The 18,017-nt window shown below is 41.0% G+C and carries 15 protein-coding genes; 2 read left to right on the top strand and 13 right to left on the bottom strand.

Annotated features, from left to right (window positions below; translation table 11 throughout):
* Positions 1-65 precede the first annotated feature (65 nt).
* On the bottom strand, positions 66-1,949 hold the full coding sequence (locus O3658_RS06550; RefSeq protein ID WP_371560194.1) for a sucrose-specific PTS transporter subunit IIBC: 1,884 nt from the start codon (positions 1,947-1,949) through the stop codon (positions 66-68).
* Between the two features lie 364 nt (positions 1,950-2,313).
* On the opposite strand from O3658_RS06550, the gene O3658_RS06545 reads away from it, so the two are divergent.
* Together O3658_RS06545 and O3658_RS06540 are read left to right on the top strand one after the other, a co-directional pair.
* Positions 2,314-3,768 (top strand): sucrose-6-phosphate hydrolase, encoded by a 1,455-nt coding sequence (locus tag O3658_RS06545; protein ID WP_371560192.1) that lies wholly within the window; start codon positions 2,314-2,316, stop codon positions 3,766-3,768.
* Positions 3,749-4,714 carry a LacI family DNA-binding transcriptional regulator gene (locus O3658_RS06540; RefSeq protein WP_371560190.1) on the top strand — a complete coding sequence of 322 codons (966 nt, stop codon included), beginning with the start codon at positions 3,749-3,751 and terminating at the stop codon, positions 4,712-4,714. The genes O3658_RS06545 and O3658_RS06540 overlap by 20 nt, the downstream gene beginning before the upstream one ends.
* A gap of 244 nt (positions 4,715-4,958) precedes the next feature.
* Here the strand turns inward: O3658_RS06540 and O3658_RS06535 are convergent, their stop codons facing one another.
* The 12 genes from O3658_RS06535 to gmk all read right to left on the bottom strand — a co-directional run bounded on the left by O3658_RS06535 (position 4,959) and on the right by gmk (position 17,986).
* Positions 4,959-5,492, bottom strand: a complete 534-nt coding sequence (locus O3658_RS06535; protein WP_075231433.1) for a hypothetical protein — start codon at positions 5,490-5,492, stop codon at positions 4,959-4,961.
* Positions 5,493-5,729: 237 nt separating this feature from the next.
* On the bottom strand, positions 5,730-7,004 hold the full coding sequence (locus O3658_RS06530; RefSeq protein ID WP_371560187.1) for a hydroxymethylglutaryl-CoA reductase, degradative: 1,275 nt from the start codon (positions 7,002-7,004) through the stop codon (positions 5,730-5,732).
* Positions 7,004-8,176, bottom strand: coding sequence for a hydroxymethylglutaryl-CoA synthase (locus O3658_RS06525; protein WP_371560185.1), 1,173 nt, complete (start codon positions 8,174-8,176; stop codon positions 7,004-7,006). The genes O3658_RS06530 and O3658_RS06525 overlap by 1 nt, the downstream gene beginning before the upstream one ends.
* Before the next feature lie 176 nt (positions 8,177-8,352).
* Positions 8,353-8,802, bottom strand: a complete 450-nt coding sequence (locus O3658_RS06520; RefSeq protein ID WP_049503410.1) for a threonine/serine exporter family protein — start codon at positions 8,800-8,802, stop codon at positions 8,353-8,355.
* A gap of 1 nt (position 8,803) precedes the next feature.
* Complete coding sequence (locus O3658_RS06515; protein ID WP_371560183.1) at positions 8,804-9,562, bottom strand: threonine/serine exporter family protein; 759 nt, start codon at positions 9,560-9,562, stop codon at positions 8,804-8,806.
* 87 nt (positions 9,563-9,649) lie between these two features.
* A complete protein-coding gene (gene pknB / locus O3658_RS06510) occupies positions 9,650-11,533 on the bottom strand; it encodes a Stk1 family PASTA domain-containing Ser/Thr kinase (RefSeq protein ID WP_371560181.1) in 1,884 nt (627 codons plus the stop codon).
* On the bottom strand, positions 11,530-12,270 hold the full coding sequence (locus O3658_RS06505) for a Stp1/IreP family PP2C-type Ser/Thr phosphatase (RefSeq protein ID WP_371560179.1): 741 nt from the start codon (positions 12,268-12,270) through the stop codon (positions 11,530-11,532). The genes pknB and O3658_RS06505 overlap by 4 nt, the downstream gene beginning before the upstream one ends.
* A 15-nt stretch (positions 12,271-12,285) precedes the next feature.
* Positions 12,286-13,599 carry a 16S rRNA (cytosine(967)-C(5))-methyltransferase RsmB gene (gene rsmB, locus O3658_RS06500; RefSeq protein ID WP_371560177.1) on the bottom strand — a complete coding sequence of 438 codons (1,314 nt, stop codon included), beginning with the start codon at positions 13,597-13,599 and terminating at the stop codon, positions 12,286-12,288.
* On the bottom strand, positions 13,592-14,527 hold the full coding sequence (gene fmt, locus O3658_RS06495; RefSeq protein WP_371560175.1) for a methionyl-tRNA formyltransferase: 936 nt from the start codon (positions 14,525-14,527) through the stop codon (positions 13,592-13,594). Before fmt ends, rsmB begins: the two co-directional genes overlap by 8 nt.
* Before the next feature lie 12 nt (positions 14,528-14,539).
* Positions 14,540-16,936 carry a primosomal protein N' gene (locus O3658_RS06490; protein ID WP_371560174.1) on the bottom strand — a complete coding sequence of 799 codons (2,397 nt, stop codon included), beginning with the start codon at positions 16,934-16,936 and terminating at the stop codon, positions 14,540-14,542.
* An 84-nt stretch (positions 16,937-17,020) separates the two neighbouring features.
* Positions 17,021-17,335, bottom strand: coding sequence for a DNA-directed RNA polymerase subunit omega (gene rpoZ, locus O3658_RS06485; protein WP_045763172.1), 315 nt, complete (start codon positions 17,333-17,335; stop codon positions 17,021-17,023).
* Between the two features lie 24 nt (positions 17,336-17,359).
* A complete protein-coding gene (gmk, locus tag O3658_RS06480; protein WP_000775049.1) occupies positions 17,360-17,986 on the bottom strand; it encodes a guanylate kinase in 627 nt (208 codons plus the stop codon).
* Between the last annotated feature and the right edge of the window lie 31 nt (positions 17,987-18,017).

Here is an 18,017-nt window from a genome sequence, read left to right as displayed (position 1 = left end):
CTCTGTAAATTTTACGATTCAATCAAAAACGAACAAACATGACATTTGTTCGTTTTTTTGATTTATTAAGCTTTAACTTCGATGATTGCATCACCTTTAGCAACTGATCCAGAAGCAACTGGATTTACTGAAGCAAAGTCTGCAGTGTTTGTCACGATAACCATTGTTGTATTATCAAGGCCTGCAGCAGCAATCTTAGCTGAGTCAAATGTTCCAAGAACATCTCCAGCTTTAACCTTGTCACCTTGAGCAACTTTTTGGTCAAATCCTTCACCGTTCATTGAAACAGTATCGATACCAACGTGGATCAAGATTTCAGCTCCGTTTGCAGTTTTCAAACCATAAGCATGTCCTGTTGGGAAGACGATTGTCACTTCAGCATCAGCTGGGGCGTAAACAACATCTTGACTAGGTTTTACAGCGATACCTTGTCCCATAGCTCCACTTGAGAAGACTGGGTCATTAACATCTGAAAGGGCAACTACGTCACCAACGATTGGTGTTTGGATGACACCTTCGCTAGGTGCAACAACAGTACCAGTTACTGCTTCGTCAGCCAAACGTTCAGTTGTAGCTTCTGAAGCCACTTCTGCTTCATCTTCATAACCAAACATGTAAGTAAGAGCAAAACCAAGAGCGAATGATACAGCTACCATAAGAAGGTATTGTGGAAGTTGTCCGTTACCAATGTAAAGCATTGTACCTGGGATGATTGTGATACCATTACCAGTACCAGCAAGACCAAGGATAGATGCCAATCCACCACCGATTGCACCAGCGATCAATGAAAGGAAGAATGGTTTACGGAAACGCAAGTTAACCCCGAAGATAGCAGGCTCAGTAATACCTAGGAAGGCAGAAAGAGCAGCTGGGAAAGCAAGTGTTTTAAGTTTAGGATTTTTAGTTTTCACACCAACGGCTACAGTTGCAGCACCTTGAGCAGTCATGGCAGCTGTGATAATAGCGTTGAATGGGTTGACATGGTCAGCAGCAAGCAATTGAACTTCAAGCAAGTTGAAGATGTGGTGAACACCTGATACGACGATAACTTGGTGAACTCCACCAATCAAGAAACCACCAAGACCAAATGGCAAGTTAAGGATAGCTTTTGTTCCAAGAAGAATGTAGTTTTCAACAACGTGGAAGACTGGTCCGATGATAAACAAACCAAGAATTGACATTACGAGAAGTGTTACGAATGGTGTTACCAAGAGATCAAGTACATCTGGAACCACTTTACGAACAGCTTTTTCAAATTTAGCTCCGACAACCCCGATGATGAAGGCTGGAAGAACTGAACCTTGCAAACCAACAACTGGGATAAATCCAAAGAAATTCATAGCAGTTACTTCACCGCCAGAAGCAACAGCCCAGGCATTTGGAAGTGAACCAGATACGAGCATCATACCAAGAACGATACCAACGGCTGGGTTACCACCGAATACACGGAAGGTTGACCAAACAACCAAACCTGGCAAGATGATAAAGGCTGTGTCAGTCAAGATTTGAGTGTAAGTTGTCACATCTTCTGGAAGTGTCATTCCAAGAGCATTCAAGAGCCCACGAACACCCATGAAGAGACCAGTTGCTACGATAACTGGAATGATTGGAACAAAGACGTCACCAAAAGTACGGATGGCACGTTGGAACCAATTTCCTTGTTTAGCAGCTTCTGCCTTCATCTCATCCTTAGATGTCGTTGGCAAACCAAGAGCTACGACTTCATCGTACATCTTGTTAACTGTACCTGTACCAAAGATGATTTGGTATTGACCTGAGTTAAAGAAAGCACCTTGAACTTTTTCCAAGTTCTCAATAGCATCTTTGTTAATCTTCGCTTCATCTTTCACCATAACACGAAGGCGAGTAGCACAGTGAGCTACACTGTTAACATTCTCACGTCCGCCCAAGGCTTCGATGACTTTTTTTGCAATTTCTGTATTGGTCATTTGCAAAAATCTCCTTATAAAAAAATTTGTTCTTGTTTGAAAGCGATTTTACTCGCCCCACGAATATTATTCTATCACGTTTAAAAAATATGTCAAGCGTTTTGCAGAAAAAATTTTGCTATTTTTTATTTTTTGATTGTTTTTGCTATTTTTTTCATCAACACACCCATAACACCCTCTAAAATCAAGGTTTTTACTTTAAAGTTTTTCAAAAACTTTCATATTTTCATCATTTTCCATAAAATTACGTTCCCAAACTCTGTCAATCGTTTGACATTTTTTTCTTTAATTTAGTGTAAAAGACTTGCTTTTTTATAAGGAAACGTTTACTATTAAGATAGTAGAATTTATGGAGGAAATAGAAATGGAATGGACTACTGAACGTCGTTACAGACGTTATGAAGATTGGACACAAGAAGAAAAAAAAGAAATCCAAGAAAAGATGGCTCAATCCCCATGGCATGTCAGCTATCACATCGAACCAAAGGAAGGACTCCTCAACGACCCAAACGGTTTTTCTTATTTTGATGGTAAGTGGATTGTCTTTTACCAAAACTTCCCCTTTGGAGCAGCCCACGGCTTGAAATCTTGGGTTCAACTTGAGAGTGACGATTTGGTGCACTTTACTGAAACAGGTGTTAAAATCTTGCCTGATACTCCACTGGATAGCCACGGTGCTTACTCAGGATCTGCTATGCAGTTTGGTGATCAATTGTTCCTATTCTATACAGGAAATGTCCGTGATGAAAATTGGGTTCGCCACCCTTATCAGATTGGTGCCTTGATGGATAAGGATGGAAATATTAAAAAGATTGATAAGATCTTGATTGATCAACCCGCTGATGTAACTGACCACTTCCGCGATCCACAGATTTTTAACTTTAAAGGACAATACTACGCAATCGTTGGTGGTCAAGACTTGGAGAAAAAAGGTTTTGTCCGTCTCTACAAAGCTGTCGATAATGATTATACAAACTGGCAAGAAGTTGGTGAGTTGGACTTCAACAACGACCGTACTGCCTATATGATGGAGTGCCCGAATCTTGTCTTTGTCGGAGAACAACCTGTCCTTCTCTACTGTCCACAAGGTTTGGATAAAAAAGTTCTTGACTATGACAATATCTATCCAAATATGTATAAAATTGGTGCTTCCTTCGATCCTGAAAATGCACGTATGGTAGATGTATCTGAACTACACAACCTCGATTATGGGTTTGAAGCATACGCTACTCAAGCCTTCAATGCGCCTGATGGACGTGCACTTGCTGTTAGTTGGCTTGGTCTACCAGATGTGTCTTATCCATCTGACCGTTTTGATCACCAAGGAACTTTCTCATTGGTCAAGGAACTTACCATTAAAGATGGCAAACTCTATCAGTATCCTGTAACTGCTATCAAAGAACTCCGTGCTTCACAAGAGGAATTTTCAAATCGTTCTGAAACTAAAAATACCTATGAACTCGAACTTAACTTAGCAGCTAATAGCCAAAGTGAAATCATCCTTCTTGCTGATAAAGAAGGGAAGGGACTCTCTATCAATTTCGACCTTGTCAAGGGTCAAGTTACTGTTGACCGCAGTCAAGCAGGTGAGCAATATGCTCAAGAATTTGGAACTACTCGCTCATGTTCAATCGACAACCAAGCTACTACTGTAAATATCTTCATCGATAATTCAGTCTTTGAAATTTTCATCAATAAAGGAGAAAAAGTATTTTCTGGTCGTGTATTCCCACATGAAGATCAAAATGGAATCCTCATTAAATCTGGAAACCCAACTGGAACATACTACGAATTAGAATATGGTCGCAAAACTAACTGATGTCGCAGAACTAGCAGGCGTCAGCCCAACTACTGTCTCACGTGTTATCAATAAAAAGGGCTACCTGTCAGAAAAAACTATTCAAAAGGTTAATGATGCTATGCGTGAGCTGGGCTATAAACCCAACAACCTAGCTCGAAGTCTTCAAGGAAAATCAGCCAAGTTAATCGGTTTGATCTTCCCTAAAATCAGCCATGTTTTCTATGCTGAATTGATTGACAAATTGGAACACGAACTCTTCAAAAAAGGTTACAAGACCATCATCTGTAATAGTGAACACGATTCGGAAAAAGAACGCGAATACATCGAAATGTTAGAAGCCAACCAGGTGGACGGCATCATTTCGGGAAGTCACAACCTTGGGATTGAGGATTACAATCGCGTGACGGCTCCAATCATTTCATTTGACCGCAACCTATCACCAGACATACCTGTCGTTTCCTCTGATAACTATGCTGGTGGAGTCCTTGCAGCTCAAACTTTAGCGAAAACTGGAGCTAAGTCTGTCATTATGATTACAGGTAATGATAACTCCAATTCACCAACTGGACTTCGCCATGCTGGTTTTGCTTCAATCTTACCCAAGGCTCCCATTATCAATGTTTCCAGTGACTTTTCACCCCTTCGAAAAGAAATGGAAATCAAAACTATCCTAACCAAACAAAAACCAGATGCTATTTTCGCATCAGACGATTTAACAGCCATCTTGGTTATGAAGATTGCTCAGGAACTTGGTATCTCTGTTCCAGAACAACTCAAGGTTATTGGTTACGATGGAACTTATTTTATCGAGAATTTCTATCCTCACCTTACTACCATTAAACAACCCTTGGAAGAAATTGCTCGCCTGACAGTTGATTTACTACTTCAAAAAATCGAAGGAAAAGAAGTTGCCACAACCGGTTATTTCTTACCAGTTTCCCTCCTACCAGGAAAAAGTATTTAAACAAAAAGAGTCTGAGACAAAATAGTTCTCAGACTCTTAATTTAGTATACTATCAATAAATAATATTATAGAAGCAATAATAACTATAATTTTACCTATTTGGATAAGCTTATTTTGAGATTTAAATATATTTTCTAACAAAAATATTTGGATCACACACATTATAGGAATTAAATTTTTTGAAATTGAGAAGTACCCAAACAAATAGACTATAAATAATAAAAATAAAACTATATTGTATTTCTTATTCAAAACAGTTATCACTAATTGCCTTAATTCCCAAAATAGTAGATCCCATGTCAACTACAGCATATCCGAATTTTGTAATATTGTCGTAATTAGCTCCAGATTCAGCAATGGATATTAAAGCAGAAGCGGCTGCCTTGATACCTCCTACTGCTGCTATAAATTGTTTAATTTTAACAAGCATACCAATACCAACAGCAGCAGATCCTACTGCCCAAGCAACTGCACCGACACATCCCCAAAAGTCTCTGAACTGTACTTCATTATCAAATTTTAAATCTATACCTTTACTAAGCATATATTTATCAATTTCTTCCTGATTCCCTCTTTCCAACATTCCTTGTGGCATTTCATCTACTGCTTTTAAAATTAATAAAATAGATTCTTCCGATAAATCTTTAAAAGTATTTCCAAGTTTTGTCGCTGAAACCACCTCATTAGCATGAACAACTGAAACACCTTCTGTAAGTGCTATATTCAATATTACTGTACTAAGTAATGCAACACTCACCATTTTTATTTTTTTATTCATAATCAAAAATCCTCCTCTCTATATTTTTTGATTAAGAATCTTAATAATTTACAACTATGTTATAACAAAAAAATGAAAGCGTTGTCAATACATACGTCTTGTTTTTTTGAACAAAAACAGAAAAACTGGCAAATAATGTCATTGAATTAAGAAACTCAAATACGATTCTGTATTTGAGTTTCTTTTATTTGAAAAAACAGTAAAAAGCGCTAAAAATCAAACCAGTCTAAATTTTTCTTATGATCTTAAATGTTTCAATAGCGTTTGCGCTTTTTCTAGATTAAAGGTTTTTTCAGCAATCAAGTTTTCTACTAACTTGGGTACTTCTGCCTCAGTCGCACCTGCTAAAAGCGCTAAAGATTTCGCTTGAAGCTTCATGTGTCCATGCTGAATCCCTGTACTGACAAGAGCTTTAAGTGCTGCAAAGTTTTGAGCGATACCAATCGAAACGATAATTTGAGCCAATTCTTTGGCAGATGGTTGACCTAGCAACTCATGACTGAGTACAACTCGAGGATTGAGACCAATCGAACCGCCCTTAGTGGCAACTGGCATCGGCATGGTCATCTCTCCAATAAGCTCTTCGTTTCCCAAATCTATAGTCCAACGACTGAGTCCTCGATAGGCGCCATCATGACTTGCATAGGCATGCGCTCCTGCTTCGATGGCACGCCAATCATTTCCTGTCGCAATCAAGAGAGCATCAATTCCGTTAAAGATTCCCTTATTGTGAGTAGCAGCTCTGTAAGGGTCTGCTTGGGCAAACTGGCTGGCTAAAACCATTTTTTCTGCCAACTCACGCGCCTCATCCTTCTGTCGGCTCAAATAACGAAAAGCAATCCGACAAGTTGCTGTTACTAACGAATCAGTTGCGTAGTTGGATAGGATCCCCATTAAACTTTGCCCTTGACTGAGAGCCTCTAGACCAGGTTTTAAAGCTTCAAGCATGGTATTGAGCATATTAGCTCCCATGGCTTCCTGAGTATCGACATGGAGATAAACCACTAAAAAGTCAGCCTCACCAGAAATTTTTTCAACTGTTAGCTCTCTAGCTCCACCACCACGTTTGACAATAGAAGGATAGGCTTGGTTTGCTTGTTCCAGCAATTCCGCCTTTTGACTCAAAATAGCCTGGCAAGCTAAGTCCCTATCTGGAACCTGATAAAGAGCCACTTGACCGATCATTTGGCGTTGGTGAACCTGAGCAGTAAAACCTCCGGCACGCTTGATAATCTTGCTAGCAAAACTGGCTGCAGCAACTACAGATGGTTCTTCGGTCACATAGGGAACTGTGTATTCTTGACCATTTACCAGAACTTCTGGAACGATTGAGTATGGAAGTGAGAAGGTTCCTACCACATTTTCACTCAATTGGTCCGCTACTGCTAGACTGAGATTTTCATTCTGCTCAAGACTTTCTTGGGCTTCAATAGTAGGAAGCGCCTGAGACTTAACGAACTCTAGGCGCTCTTGAATTGATTTTTTAGCAAATCCATTCCAATTTTTTTTCATTATTTTTCAACCTTGCTGTAGCGACGTTGGTGGTCTACAATCTCAACCAGAGCATAGTCTTGTCCTTCATAGCCTGACAAAGTTGCAGAACCAGACTCATCTAAGTTGGCTTCTTCAAAGAAGATTCGTTCATAGTCAGCAACACTCAAAGCTTGACGTTGATCTAGCAAGTCTAAGCGATTTTTCCGCAATTGCTTTTCAAAATCTTCAACCAATTCCACACTAAAGAACTCAGATACAGCCCCACTACCATAGCTGTAGAGGGCAATCTTATCCCCAGCTTTTAGGCTGTCAGAATTTTCAAGAAGAGACAAGAGACCTAAGAAGAGTGAACCTGTATAGATATTTCCAACTTTTTGACTATAAATAATGGATTCATCAAAGTGCTTTTGAAGCAAATCCTTCTTCTCTTGAGGTAGAGATTTATCGAGGATTTTTTTCAAACCTTTGAGAGCTAACTTGGGATAAGGCAAGTGGAAACAGATAGCCTCAAAATCATCAAGAGTCCACTCAAAACGCTTTTGGTACTCTTCCCAAGTCGTTTTTAAACTATCAAGATATTGTTGCGTTGAATAGACTCCATTTACAAATGGTGTTGTCGAGTAATTTGGACGCCAAAAATCCATAATATCACGAGTTTGCGCAACGTTATCATCGTTGAAAATCATAACACGTGGATCTTGGCTAATCAACATAGCAACACAGCCTGCACCTTGAGTTGGTTCTCCAGGAGTTTCAACACCATACCTTGCAATATCACTGGCTAGTACCAAAACTTTTGATTTTGGAGAATTTTCTACGTGTAACTTAGCATAGTGAAGGGCCGCAGTTGCACCATAGCAAGCTTCCTTGATTTCAAAACTACGAGCAAACGGTTGAATCCCAAGCAAACCGTGTACAAAGACAGCTGCAGCTTTACTCTGGTCAATCCCAGACTCTGTCGCTACGATAACCATGTCAATCTCTTGCTTCTCTTCTTCAGTCAGGATAGAATTACCTGCACTGGCAGCCAAGGTAACAATATCCTCTGTCAAAGGAGCAATACTCAATTCTTTTAAAAGGAGTCCTTTACTCAATTTTTCAGGATCAATTCCTCGGATTTCTGCTAAATCTTGTAATTTCAAAACGTATTGACTGGTCGCAAAACCAATCTTATCAATACCGATTGTCATATTTACCTCTATTTTTATCATTCATTGTAAAAAATCGTTCACCTCTATTTTATCACAATTGAGGTCAAATGAGCGAAAAAAGACTTGATTCACCAAATCAAGTTCATTTTAAAAACCTTATTTCATTTTTAGAATGATCCAACAAACAGAACTTTAGAGCTACAAAAAATCGAGTCTTAGCTAGCTCGATTCTTTTTGAGATAATGATACAATTTCAACAAAACCGTCCCACTGGCCATTCCAATGGAGATAACAAGGGCCAACATCATGACTAACATGGCACTAGAAATGGCATGGCCGTAGTCACCTGTAACGAAGAAGGAAGTGGTTCGATAGGACAGATAACCTGGCACTAGTGGCGCCAATATTGCCAGAGCAAAAACAACTGCTGGTGTCTTATAGAGGATACTCATAATTTGGCTGACACAAGAACCAATCACCGCAGCAATAAAGGTTGCCAAAATAACATTGGTTGGTTCCTTGAGTATCAGATAGAGTAGCCAGATAGACATTCCTAAAACTCCACCAGGGATAAGCATGGAACGCTGGACATTTAAAACGATTAAAAAGGTAATAATGGCAAGCAAACTTGCCAGAGCTTGCAATAAAAATGTTGTTAGTGTCATATTAGTTCATGAGTAAGAGGGCGACTGATGTTCCAGCCCCTAAGGCAAGGGTAATCAGCAAGGATTCAAACATCTTGCTCATACCAGAGTTGATATGGTTGGTCATAATATCTCGAACAGCATTGGTAAGGGCAATTCCAGGTACAAAAGGCATAACCGCACCCGCAATCACCAGATCAGCTGTCGACGGCAAACCAGAATAGCGCGCCCAAAATTGAGCAATCAAGCCAAAGACAAGTGCTCCTGCGAAAGCAGTCATAAAAGGGATACGAATAAACTTTTCTACATAGAGAGAGCAAGTAAAGGCAAACAAGGTCGCCACTCCTGCTCCGATGGCATCGTAGACATTCCCACCAAACATGATTGAAAAGAAAGGAGCACTGAGGGTCGCTGCAGCAGTTAGTTGAACATTGGTATAGGGAGACGCCTTGGCATTCAATTCCTTTAGTTGAATAAAGGCTGTTTCCAAATCAAGCTGTCCTGATACAAGCTGCCGTGAAATCTGGTTGACATCACACACCTTCTCAATATTATAAGCAGAGGAGGTCACTCGCTTCATACGAGAGATATTTGTATTTTCAATGGAGAAAAAAATGGCGGCAGGCATGGCTAAAACATTACAATCCATAATGCCCTGTGAATGAGCAATCCGAATCATGGTATCTTCAACACGATAAATCTCAGATCCATTTCGAAGTAGAATCGTTCCTGCTAGCATAATGACATCGATCACTGCATTCAGTTGTTTGACTTCGTCCATGTTTTCCTCCTTCTAAAACTCCTTTTTATTTTATCATAAATTTGAAGGAAAAAAAATCTTTGTCACAAAAACTGTGACAAAGATTGATTAATTATCTGTGTTATGTTCGTCTGTTTGATTATGTGTTGACGAAGATGGAGTCGATTGACTTTGTGATGGCACTGTACTATCTACTCTGTTAGTGTTACGCTGGCTCGAAGACGGAACCGAAGAAGATGATGGTGGGGTTTTTGGTTTATAAATAGAAATCTTTATACGTGTCGTACTTAGATCAATTTTCTCACCTAGTTTTGGACTTTGATCCACAACAGTTCCTTCAGCAGTGCCCTCAGGTGCTGTCGAAACCTCTACGACTTCGATATTAGCTTCCTTGACACCAACAATTTGAATTAAGTTATTCTTTGTAAATTCAAGACTTGAGCCAATATAACTTGGCATGGTCACGGTTGTCACCTTTTTAGCAACAGTCAAAACGATAGAAGTTGCCTTGGTAAGATCATAAGTCGTACCTTCTGCTAAGCTCTGTTTTAAAACCACACCTGGTTCTGATTCACTGGACTCTTCTTCTTCAATCTTAATCAGATTTTCAGGAACTTTTTTCCCTTTCAGCTCAGCAATGACATCAGTCGATTTCCGACCGATGTAATTACCAATCTTGAAGGATTGTTGACCTGAAGAAATAATGAGATTAACCTTAGTTCCTTCTTTGCGAGCTGAGCCAGCATCTGGATCTGTTCGGATGACCCGACCTTCCTCTACGGTATCACTAGCTTCCGTTTTTTCCTCACCAATTTCAAAATTCGCTTTTTTCAAGTTTTCCTTAGCTTCAGCGACAGTTTGACCTGCAACTTTTGGAATCTCAACAGTAGCTGGTGTTCTGGATAAAATCCACACCAGAGAAGCGGCAACCAGTACGAAACTTGCTAGTAGAACTAGATAACGTGCTTTAAAACGACGTTTTTTCACTGGTTTTTCCACAGATTTTTTAGCACTTACTTCTGGGCTAGCTTTAGTTGCCTGATGGCTTTCTGTCTGTGGTTGAACCTTAGGAATAGAGGTCAAGGTTGTCTGAGAAACTTTTGGCAATGTCTTTGTGTCCGCCTTAGTAGCATCATCAAAAACAAGTTTTGGTTCATTTCTGCGGTTATAAGATAGACTGCTAGACAAATCAACATACATCTCTGAAACCGACTGGTATCGATCCGTAAGCTTTTTAGCAGTTGCTTTGATGACCACATTCTCCAAAGCTTGGGGAACAGATGGATTTTCAGCTATAACCGAAGGGAGAGGTTTTTGGAAATGCTGGAGGGCTATAGTTACTGCACTATCTCCATCATAAGGGATATGCCCTGTCAGCATCTCATAGAAAATAATCCCCATGGCATAGATGTCACTCTGGACAGTTGCCTTAGAGCCACGAGCCTGCTCAGGTGACAAGTAGTGAACAGAACCCAGCATAGAGTTGGTCTGAGTCAAACTGGTCTCTGCAAAGGCTACGGCAATCCCAAAATCCGTCACCTTAGCCGTTCCATCAGGAGTTAAAAGAATATTTTGAGGCTTTAAGTCACGATGGACAATACCTTTAGTGTGCGCCAAGCGCATCGCTAAGAGAATCTGTCCCATGATACGGACAGCTTCTTCATTTGAGAGGGGATAGTGTTCTTTGATATAGCGCTTAAGATCAAGACCAGCTACATATTCCATAGCTAGGTACTGTTGACCGTCCTCTTCGCCGATATCCGTTATCCGAACGATATGGGGATGATCTAAGTCAGCCATTGCACGCGCTTCACGCTGAAAACGAGCAACAGCAATCGGGTCAGTCTGGTAGTTAGTCCTCAAGACCTTTACAGCTACCTCTTCCCCATCTAAAATCAAATCCTTGGCCAGGTAGACATCTGCCATACCTCCACGGCCAATTTGTTTGATAATCCGATACCGCCCGGCAAAAATCTTGCCGATTTGGATCATTCTGCCGCCTCCTCCTTAATCGAAACAAGGGCAACTGTAATATTATCAAGCCCTCCGGCATTGTTGGCAAAGCGTACCAAAGTGGCTGCCTTATCATCAAGCGAAATATCGCTTGTCACAATATCATAGATCTCACTGCCTGAGATCATATTGGTTAGACCGTCACTATTCATGACCAGATAGTCACCTGGTTCCAAGCTGACAATTCCAAAATCAGGTTGAATTTCGTCTTTTTGTCCGATAGATTGGGTGATGATATTCTTTTGTGGATGTGCTTCTGCCTCTTCTGGTGTCAATTGACCCGCCTTAAGCAATTCGTTAACCAAAGAATGATCACTTGTCAGTTGACGGTACTCTTCCCCTCGAATGAGACCGATTCTAGAATCTCCGATATGGGCATAAATTGCCTGATTTCCGATAACTGCAAGAGCTTCGAGGGTTGTCCCCATTCCCTTGTAGGCTTCATCTCGTCCTAGTTGATAAATCTTTTGATTTTCAACTTCTAGATGGTGAGCAAACCATTCGCGAACTTCATTGACCGTGTCAATCTGGGTATCTACCCATGACACACCCAAGTCAGTCACAGCCATTTCGCTAGCAATATTTCCTGCGCGATGACCTCCCATTCCGTCAGCCAAGAGAATCATTGTACAACCTGCTCGGTTGACAAAAAGATTGACATAGTCTTGATTATTTGTACGTTTCTGACCCACATCTGTTAATAATGAAATCTCCATTGTGTCAGTTCCTCCCTAATTGGATATCTTGCGAAATTGGCTGATAAAGAATCCATCACTTCCATACAATTCTGGAGTAATGAGGATGCAACCATCTTTTAGGATATCCTTGCATTCGTGTTCTAGTTTAACCTGCTCGAACTCTGGATGACTTTCTAAAAACGCTTGAACAACTTGAAAGTTCTCTTCCGAGACAATAGTGCAGGTACTATAAGTTATTATACCACCTTTACGTAGCGTTTGACAAACACTACCTAATATTTCCAACTGAATTTCCTGTAATGACGAGAAATCAGCAGTGTCTTTGTTGTATTTGATATCTGGTTTCCGACGTAAGAGTCCAATACCAGAACAAGGGGCATCAACAAGAATCTTATCAAATTGATCCTTGCCAAAAAACTCATGCACTTTTCGTGCATCCAGTTTTTGCGTTTGAACACGGTCCGCTACACCTAGGCGCTCCGCATTTTCTTTTATCAAAGTGAGTTTATGGTCGTAGAGATCCAGAGCTGTTACCTGACCTGTCGTTAGGTAAGAGGCAATATGGGCTGTTTTCCCACCTGGAGCTGCACAGGCATCCAAAACCTGCTCCTCTCCTTGTAAATGAAGAGTTGGCGCAACCAGTTGACTAGACTCGTCCTGAATAGTAATAGCACCTTCAGCAAACAAGTCATGACTAGCAAAATGCCCCTGCTCCTTGACCAGACCAGCAGTAGATAAAAGAGAATCACTTGCATCAAGCAGTGCTTTAATTTCCTCTTTTCGGCTCAAATCGGTCACACGGATACTAGCTTTATTACGTTGCAAAAGACTTTCAAAAATAGCTTGAGCTCGCTCTTCTCCGTACTCCTCTTTGAGCTTTGAAACTAACCAAACTGGTAAAGAGTAGGCGATAGAATCACGCTTGTTCTTACGCTTGATACTGGCAATATCTGGCAAACCTTCTCGCAAGATACGGCGAAGGACTGCATTGACCAATTTTTCGCTACCCTTTTTACGAAGTTTTGCAATTTCTACCGCTTCATTGACCACTGCATGATCAGGAAGTTTATCTAGATACTGGAGTTGATAAACGCTCATAAGAAGCAGAACGTAGAGCCAACTATCTAGCTTATCTCTATCCTCAATAAAGTGGGAAATGTACCACTCTAGTGTGAGTTTTCGAGCTACAGTTCCATACACAAGCTCTGTCACCAAACCTTTGTCAGCTACCGAAAGTTGACTGCCCTTGAGATGCTTATTTAAGGCGATATTGGAGTATGCTTGATTGACAAAGACGTCTTCTAGCACCTCTAAGGCTAAACTTCTAGCCGTTTCTACTTTAGTCACCAAATCGTTCTCCTACTGCTAAAGTTCGTCCCACACCGTTGAGGAAGGAAGCAATGTCCATCTTAGGTTTTCCTGCTGGTTGAACTTGTTTAAGAGACAGTGCTCCTTCTCCCGTTGCGACAATCAATTCTTTCTTACCGATGGAGAGAATCTCACCTGGAGTTCCATGACCTTCTACAGGGAGTGCTTCATAGATTTTGAAACGTTCTCCTTTGAGGAAGGTGTGGGCAACTGGCCATGGATTCATCCCACGGATTTGGTTGAAGAGTTGACGATTGCTTTTAGTCCAGTCTAGTTTTTCTTCCTCTGGCTTAATATTTGGCGAGAAAGTTACTTGGCTTGGATCTTGCGGTTGAGGCTGAATTTCACCAGCTATATAAGCAGGAAGGGTCTCTAAAAGTAAATCACGACCCACTATAGCCAATTTCTCAAACAAGGTTCCTACATTGTCCTCATCTGTAATTGGAATGCTACGACGAGAAATCATATCTCCTGCATCCATCTCTTTGACCATCTCCATAATGGTTACTCCTGCCTCCTCATCACCCTGAATCAAGGCATAATGGATCGGAGCACCCCCACGGTGTTTAGGAAGGAGCGAAGCATGAACGTTTACCGCAAAATCCATGCTATCAAGGAGTTTACTTGGGAGAAATTGCCCAAAGGCGGCTGTTACAATCCCATCAGCTCCCAAATTCATGATGGCTTCCATTTCTGGACTACCCGATAATTTTTCAGGTTGGTAAATAGGAAGTCCTGCCTCTTTGGCTGCTTGTTTCACTGGGGTTTCTTGGATGACTTTTTTACGTCCAACCGCACGGTCTGGCTGAGTTACAACTGCAACAATCTCGTAGCGGTCATCTGTCAAAAGTCCCTTTAAAACAGTCGCTGAAAATTCAGGCGTTCCCATAAATATTAGTTTTGTCATATCTTCTCCTTCTTATAAAAATTGTTGCGGTTCGTGGTCAATACTGAGACGAAGTTCGCTATTTTCACGTTCTTGTGTCAAGGCCAAGACCTGGTTAAGGGTTGGACCCAGCTCATCTTCTAAACGGTATTTAATCAAAATTTGGTAATGATAGAGGTTATGAGTGCGAGCGATAGGTTTTGGTGTTGGTCCAAGGATAATACTAGCATCCGATAAACCTGACCGCAATATTTCCATGACTTCATAAGCACGTCTAAGAACCTCTTCTTCTTTTTTATGAGATAAGGTGATTCCAATAGTGAAATAATAAGGTGGATAACCCAACTGACGTCTGATGCCCATTTCATAGGCATAAAATCCTTCATAGTCCTGATTCTTGGCAAAGCGAATAGCATAGTGCTGAGGATTGTAAGACTGGATCAAAACCTGCCCAGCTTTTTCAGCCCTTCCTGCTCGTCCTGCCACCTGGGTCAAGAGTTGGAAAGTTCTCTCAGAAGAACGGAAATCAGGCAGATTCAAGGCTGTATCCGCATTGAGAACACCAACCAAGGTCACATTTGGAAAATCCAAGCCCTTGGCAATCATCTGGGTTCCCAGAAGAATATCCGCTTCACCCTTGCCAAACTGCTCAAGAAGTGCTTGGTGACTACCTTTTTTGCGAGTTGTATCCACATCCATGCGCAGAATACGTGCCTCTGGAAAGAGTTCAGCTAGCTCATCGTAGGCTTTCTGAGTTCCTGTTCCATAGTAACGAATACTGCGACTCTGACAGTTTGGACAAACATGAGGAATTTCCTTAGAAAATCCACAATAATGGCAGTTCATGGTTTTAGTATCCATGTGTAGCGTCAAGGAAATATCGCAGTTAGGACAGGTGTCAACAGTCCCACATTCCCGACACATAACAAAGCTAGAATAACCACGGCGATTGAGCATGAGAACGACCTGCTCTTTTTTATCCAATCGATCTTGAATGGCCTTAATCAGTGGTGGTGTAAAGTTTGATGTTTCATTCTGCCCGATGTAATCACGGAAGTCAATCAGTTGAACTTCAGGAATGCTTGCTAAAGGATTGGCCCTTTGGGTCAGACGTAAGTGTTGATAGACGCCTTTTCCAGCACGCGCACGACTTTCTAGACTCGGTGTTGCAGAACCAAGAACTAAGGCAGCTTGATTGTACTGAGCTCGTAAAATAGCCACATCTCTAGCATGATAACGCGGATTGCTGTCTTGCTTGTAGCTGGCCTCATGCTCTTCATCGATAATGATAACACCTAAATTTTTCAAAGGTGCAAAAATGGCAGACCGAGCCCCAACAACTACTTGAGCTTCTCCACGCTCCACCTTGCGCCATTCATCATACTTTTCACCATTGGACAAGCCAGAGTGGAGAATGGCAACTTTATCACCAAAACGACCAATAAAACGCTCGGTCATTTGAGGTGTTAGAGAGATTTCCGGAACTAGAACAATCGCTGTTTTTTCCATATCCAAGGCCCCTTGGATAATCTGCAAGTAAACCTCCGTTTTACCACTTCCAGTGATTCCTTGTAAAAGAAATGGAGGATGTTTTTTTCCAATCGCTCCAACAACCGCCTCACAGGCTTCTTTTTGTTCTGGATTTAACTCTAAGGATTGGCTAGCCTCAATGCCTTCAAAATAAGCCGCTGAACGTTGGACTTCCTTTTGCACCATGGTGATAGCACCATGTTCCACAAAGAAGTTAACTTGTTCGCGTGAGTAATGTTCTAACAAATCAGCCAAAGGAACTGTTTCAGGATGTACTAATAAGTATTCTCGCAGTTCCAATTTCTTCTTGGCACGATTTGAAATTTCTAGCTTTTCTAACTGTTCAAGATGAACTTCAACCCAAGACTGAGTCTTAACTTTCTTCTGATCCACAGCCTGATACTCTAGTTTTAAAAGCCCTTTTCGAGTCAATCGCATCATCTCAGCCTGCTTTTCTAGGTCAAGTGATGAAAATGCTAGAGACTCCTGTGAACCGAACAAACGGTCTCTTTCCTCCTGACTCAAGGCTTCCAGAGGATAGAGGATCTTATCATAGCTAGAGTTCAAAAATCCAGGGAGCATAGCTTTTAGAATGGAAATCTTGTATGAAAAAACTGACTTACGTAGTTCTTCAGCTAGCCAGAGTTGTTCCTCCGTTAAAACAGGAGAAAAGTCCAGCACCTCAGCAATCTCTTTCAAGTCCTCGTCTGCCACATCTGCATCAGATTGAGACTCCATTCCAAGAACAATTCCCTGAATCAAGCGATTGGCCTTCCCAAAGGGTACATGAACCCGCATGCCGACTTCCAACATTTCCTCAAATTCTTCTGGAATCTTGTAGCTATAGGGCTGGTCTGTCTGCATCAAGGGAACATCTACAATGATTTTTGCAATAGTCATATCCTCACCTCCTTCTCTTCTTAAATCCTTTTAATTGATTGAGTATTCTTGCAATAGAAAAAATAAGATTGAGTCCCCCCAACCTTAAATTTTTTCACCTTCTTCTTTTTCTTTCGCGATTTGCTCTTTGATTTTCTTTTCTTCTTCTTCTTTCAATCGTCTTTCTTCTTCGATACGACGACGAACAGCTTCGCGTTTTCCTTCTGGATCTGGATGGATGGTTACATTCCCTGATTCAATTTCTTCCAAGGCACGAAGAGTAGATTTCTCAGATTTAAATTCTTGAGTTGGAGGTGCTCCAGCTTCTAATTCGTGAGCACGTTTTGCTTCCAAGATTACGAGTGAATATTTTGATGGTACCTTATCAAGCAAGGTATCGATAGAGGGTTTAAGCATCATTTGTTTGTACCTGTTTTCTATAGTTTATCGAATAGTCGGAGACTTTGGTAGCATATCCTGATAATGACCAATCACGCGGTCCACACGGAAATGTTCAGCTTCAATCACACGTTTGACACGTTCTGCGGCAAGAGGAACATGGTCATTTACAATAGCGTAGTCATACTCACGCATCAAAGCAATTTCTTCCTTGGCTTTTTCGATACGCTGAGCAATTACTTCTGCGCTATCTGTACCTCGGCCTACGAGACGGTCTTGCAATTCTTCCAAATCTGGTGGTGTCAAAAAGATAAAGACAGCATCTGGAACTTTTTTCTTGACCTGAAGAGCTCCCTGCACTTCAATTTCAAGAAAGACATCGATTCCCTTATCAAGCGTTTCATTGACATAAGTCAGAGGAGTTCCATAGTAGTTACCCACATACTCTGCATACTCTAACATTTGCCCTTGACGGATCAATTCTTCAAATTCTTCCCGTGTACGGAAGAAATAATCAACACCATCTACTTCACCTGGACGTTGTGCCCGCGTTGTCATAGATACAGAATATTGAAATTGATTTTCAGAACTCTCAAAAATTTCTCGTCTAACCGTTCCTTTTCCAACTCCTGAAGGACCTGAAAAAACGATTAGTAAGCCTCGGTCTGCCATTATATCTCCTTTGGATAGTTTGTGAAATGAC

Source organism: Streptococcus sp. 27098_8_69, from assembly GCF_041432445.1.
In the GTDB taxonomy this organism is placed as follows: Bacteria; Bacillota; Bacilli; order Lactobacillales; family Streptococcaceae; genus Streptococcus.
Note: the sequence above shows the minus strand (reverse complement) of the source record. Positions and strands in the feature narration are given on the sequence as shown.

Bases quoted from the DNA above. Each gene is read 5' to 3' on its own strand.
- O3658_RS06550 (WP_371560194.1), bottom strand. From the start codon at position 1,949: ATGACCAATACAGAAATTGCAAAAAAAGTCATCGAAGCCTTGGGCGGA.
- O3658_RS06545 (WP_371560192.1), top strand. From the start codon at position 2,314: ATGGAATGGACTACTGAACGTCGTTACAGACGTTATGAAGATTGGACA.
- O3658_RS06540 (WP_371560190.1), top strand. From the start codon at position 3,749: ATGGTCGCAAAACTAACTGATGTCGCAGAACTAGCAGGCGTCAGCCCA.
- O3658_RS06535 (WP_075231433.1), bottom strand. From the start codon at position 5,492: ATGAATAAAAAAATAAAAATGGTGAGTGTTGCATTACTTAGTACAGTA.
- O3658_RS06530 (WP_371560187.1), bottom strand. From the start codon at position 7,004: ATGAAAAAAAATTGGAATGGATTTGCTAAAAAATCAATTCAAGAGCGC.
- O3658_RS06525 (WP_371560185.1), bottom strand. From the start codon at position 8,176: ATGACAATCGGTATTGATAAGATTGGTTTTGCGACCAGTCAATACGTT.
- O3658_RS06520 (WP_049503410.1), bottom strand. From the start codon at position 8,802: ATGACACTAACAACATTTTTATTGCAAGCTCTGGCAAGTTTGCTTGCC.
- O3658_RS06515 (WP_371560183.1), bottom strand. From the start codon at position 9,562: ATGGACGAAGTCAAACAACTGAATGCAGTGATCGATGTCATTATGCTA.
- pknB (WP_371560181.1), bottom strand. From the start codon at position 11,533: ATGATCCAAATCGGCAAGATTTTTGCCGGGCGGTATCGGATTATCAAA.
- O3658_RS06505 (WP_371560179.1), bottom strand. From the start codon at position 12,270: ATGGAGATTTCATTATTAACAGATGTGGGTCAGAAACGTACAAATAAT.
- fmt (WP_371560175.1), bottom strand. From the start codon at position 14,527: ATGACAAAACTAATATTTATGGGAACGCCTGAATTTTCAGCGACTGTT.
- O3658_RS06490 (WP_371560174.1), bottom strand. From the start codon at position 16,936: ATGACTATTGCAAAAATCATTGTAGATGTTCCCTTGATGCAGACAGAC.
- rpoZ (WP_045763172.1), bottom strand. From the start codon at position 17,335: ATGATGCTTAAACCCTCTATCGATACCTTGCTTGATAAGGTACCATCA.
- gmk (WP_000775049.1), bottom strand. From the start codon at position 17,986: ATGGCAGACCGAGGCTTACTAATCGTTTTTTCAGGTCCTTCAGGAGTT.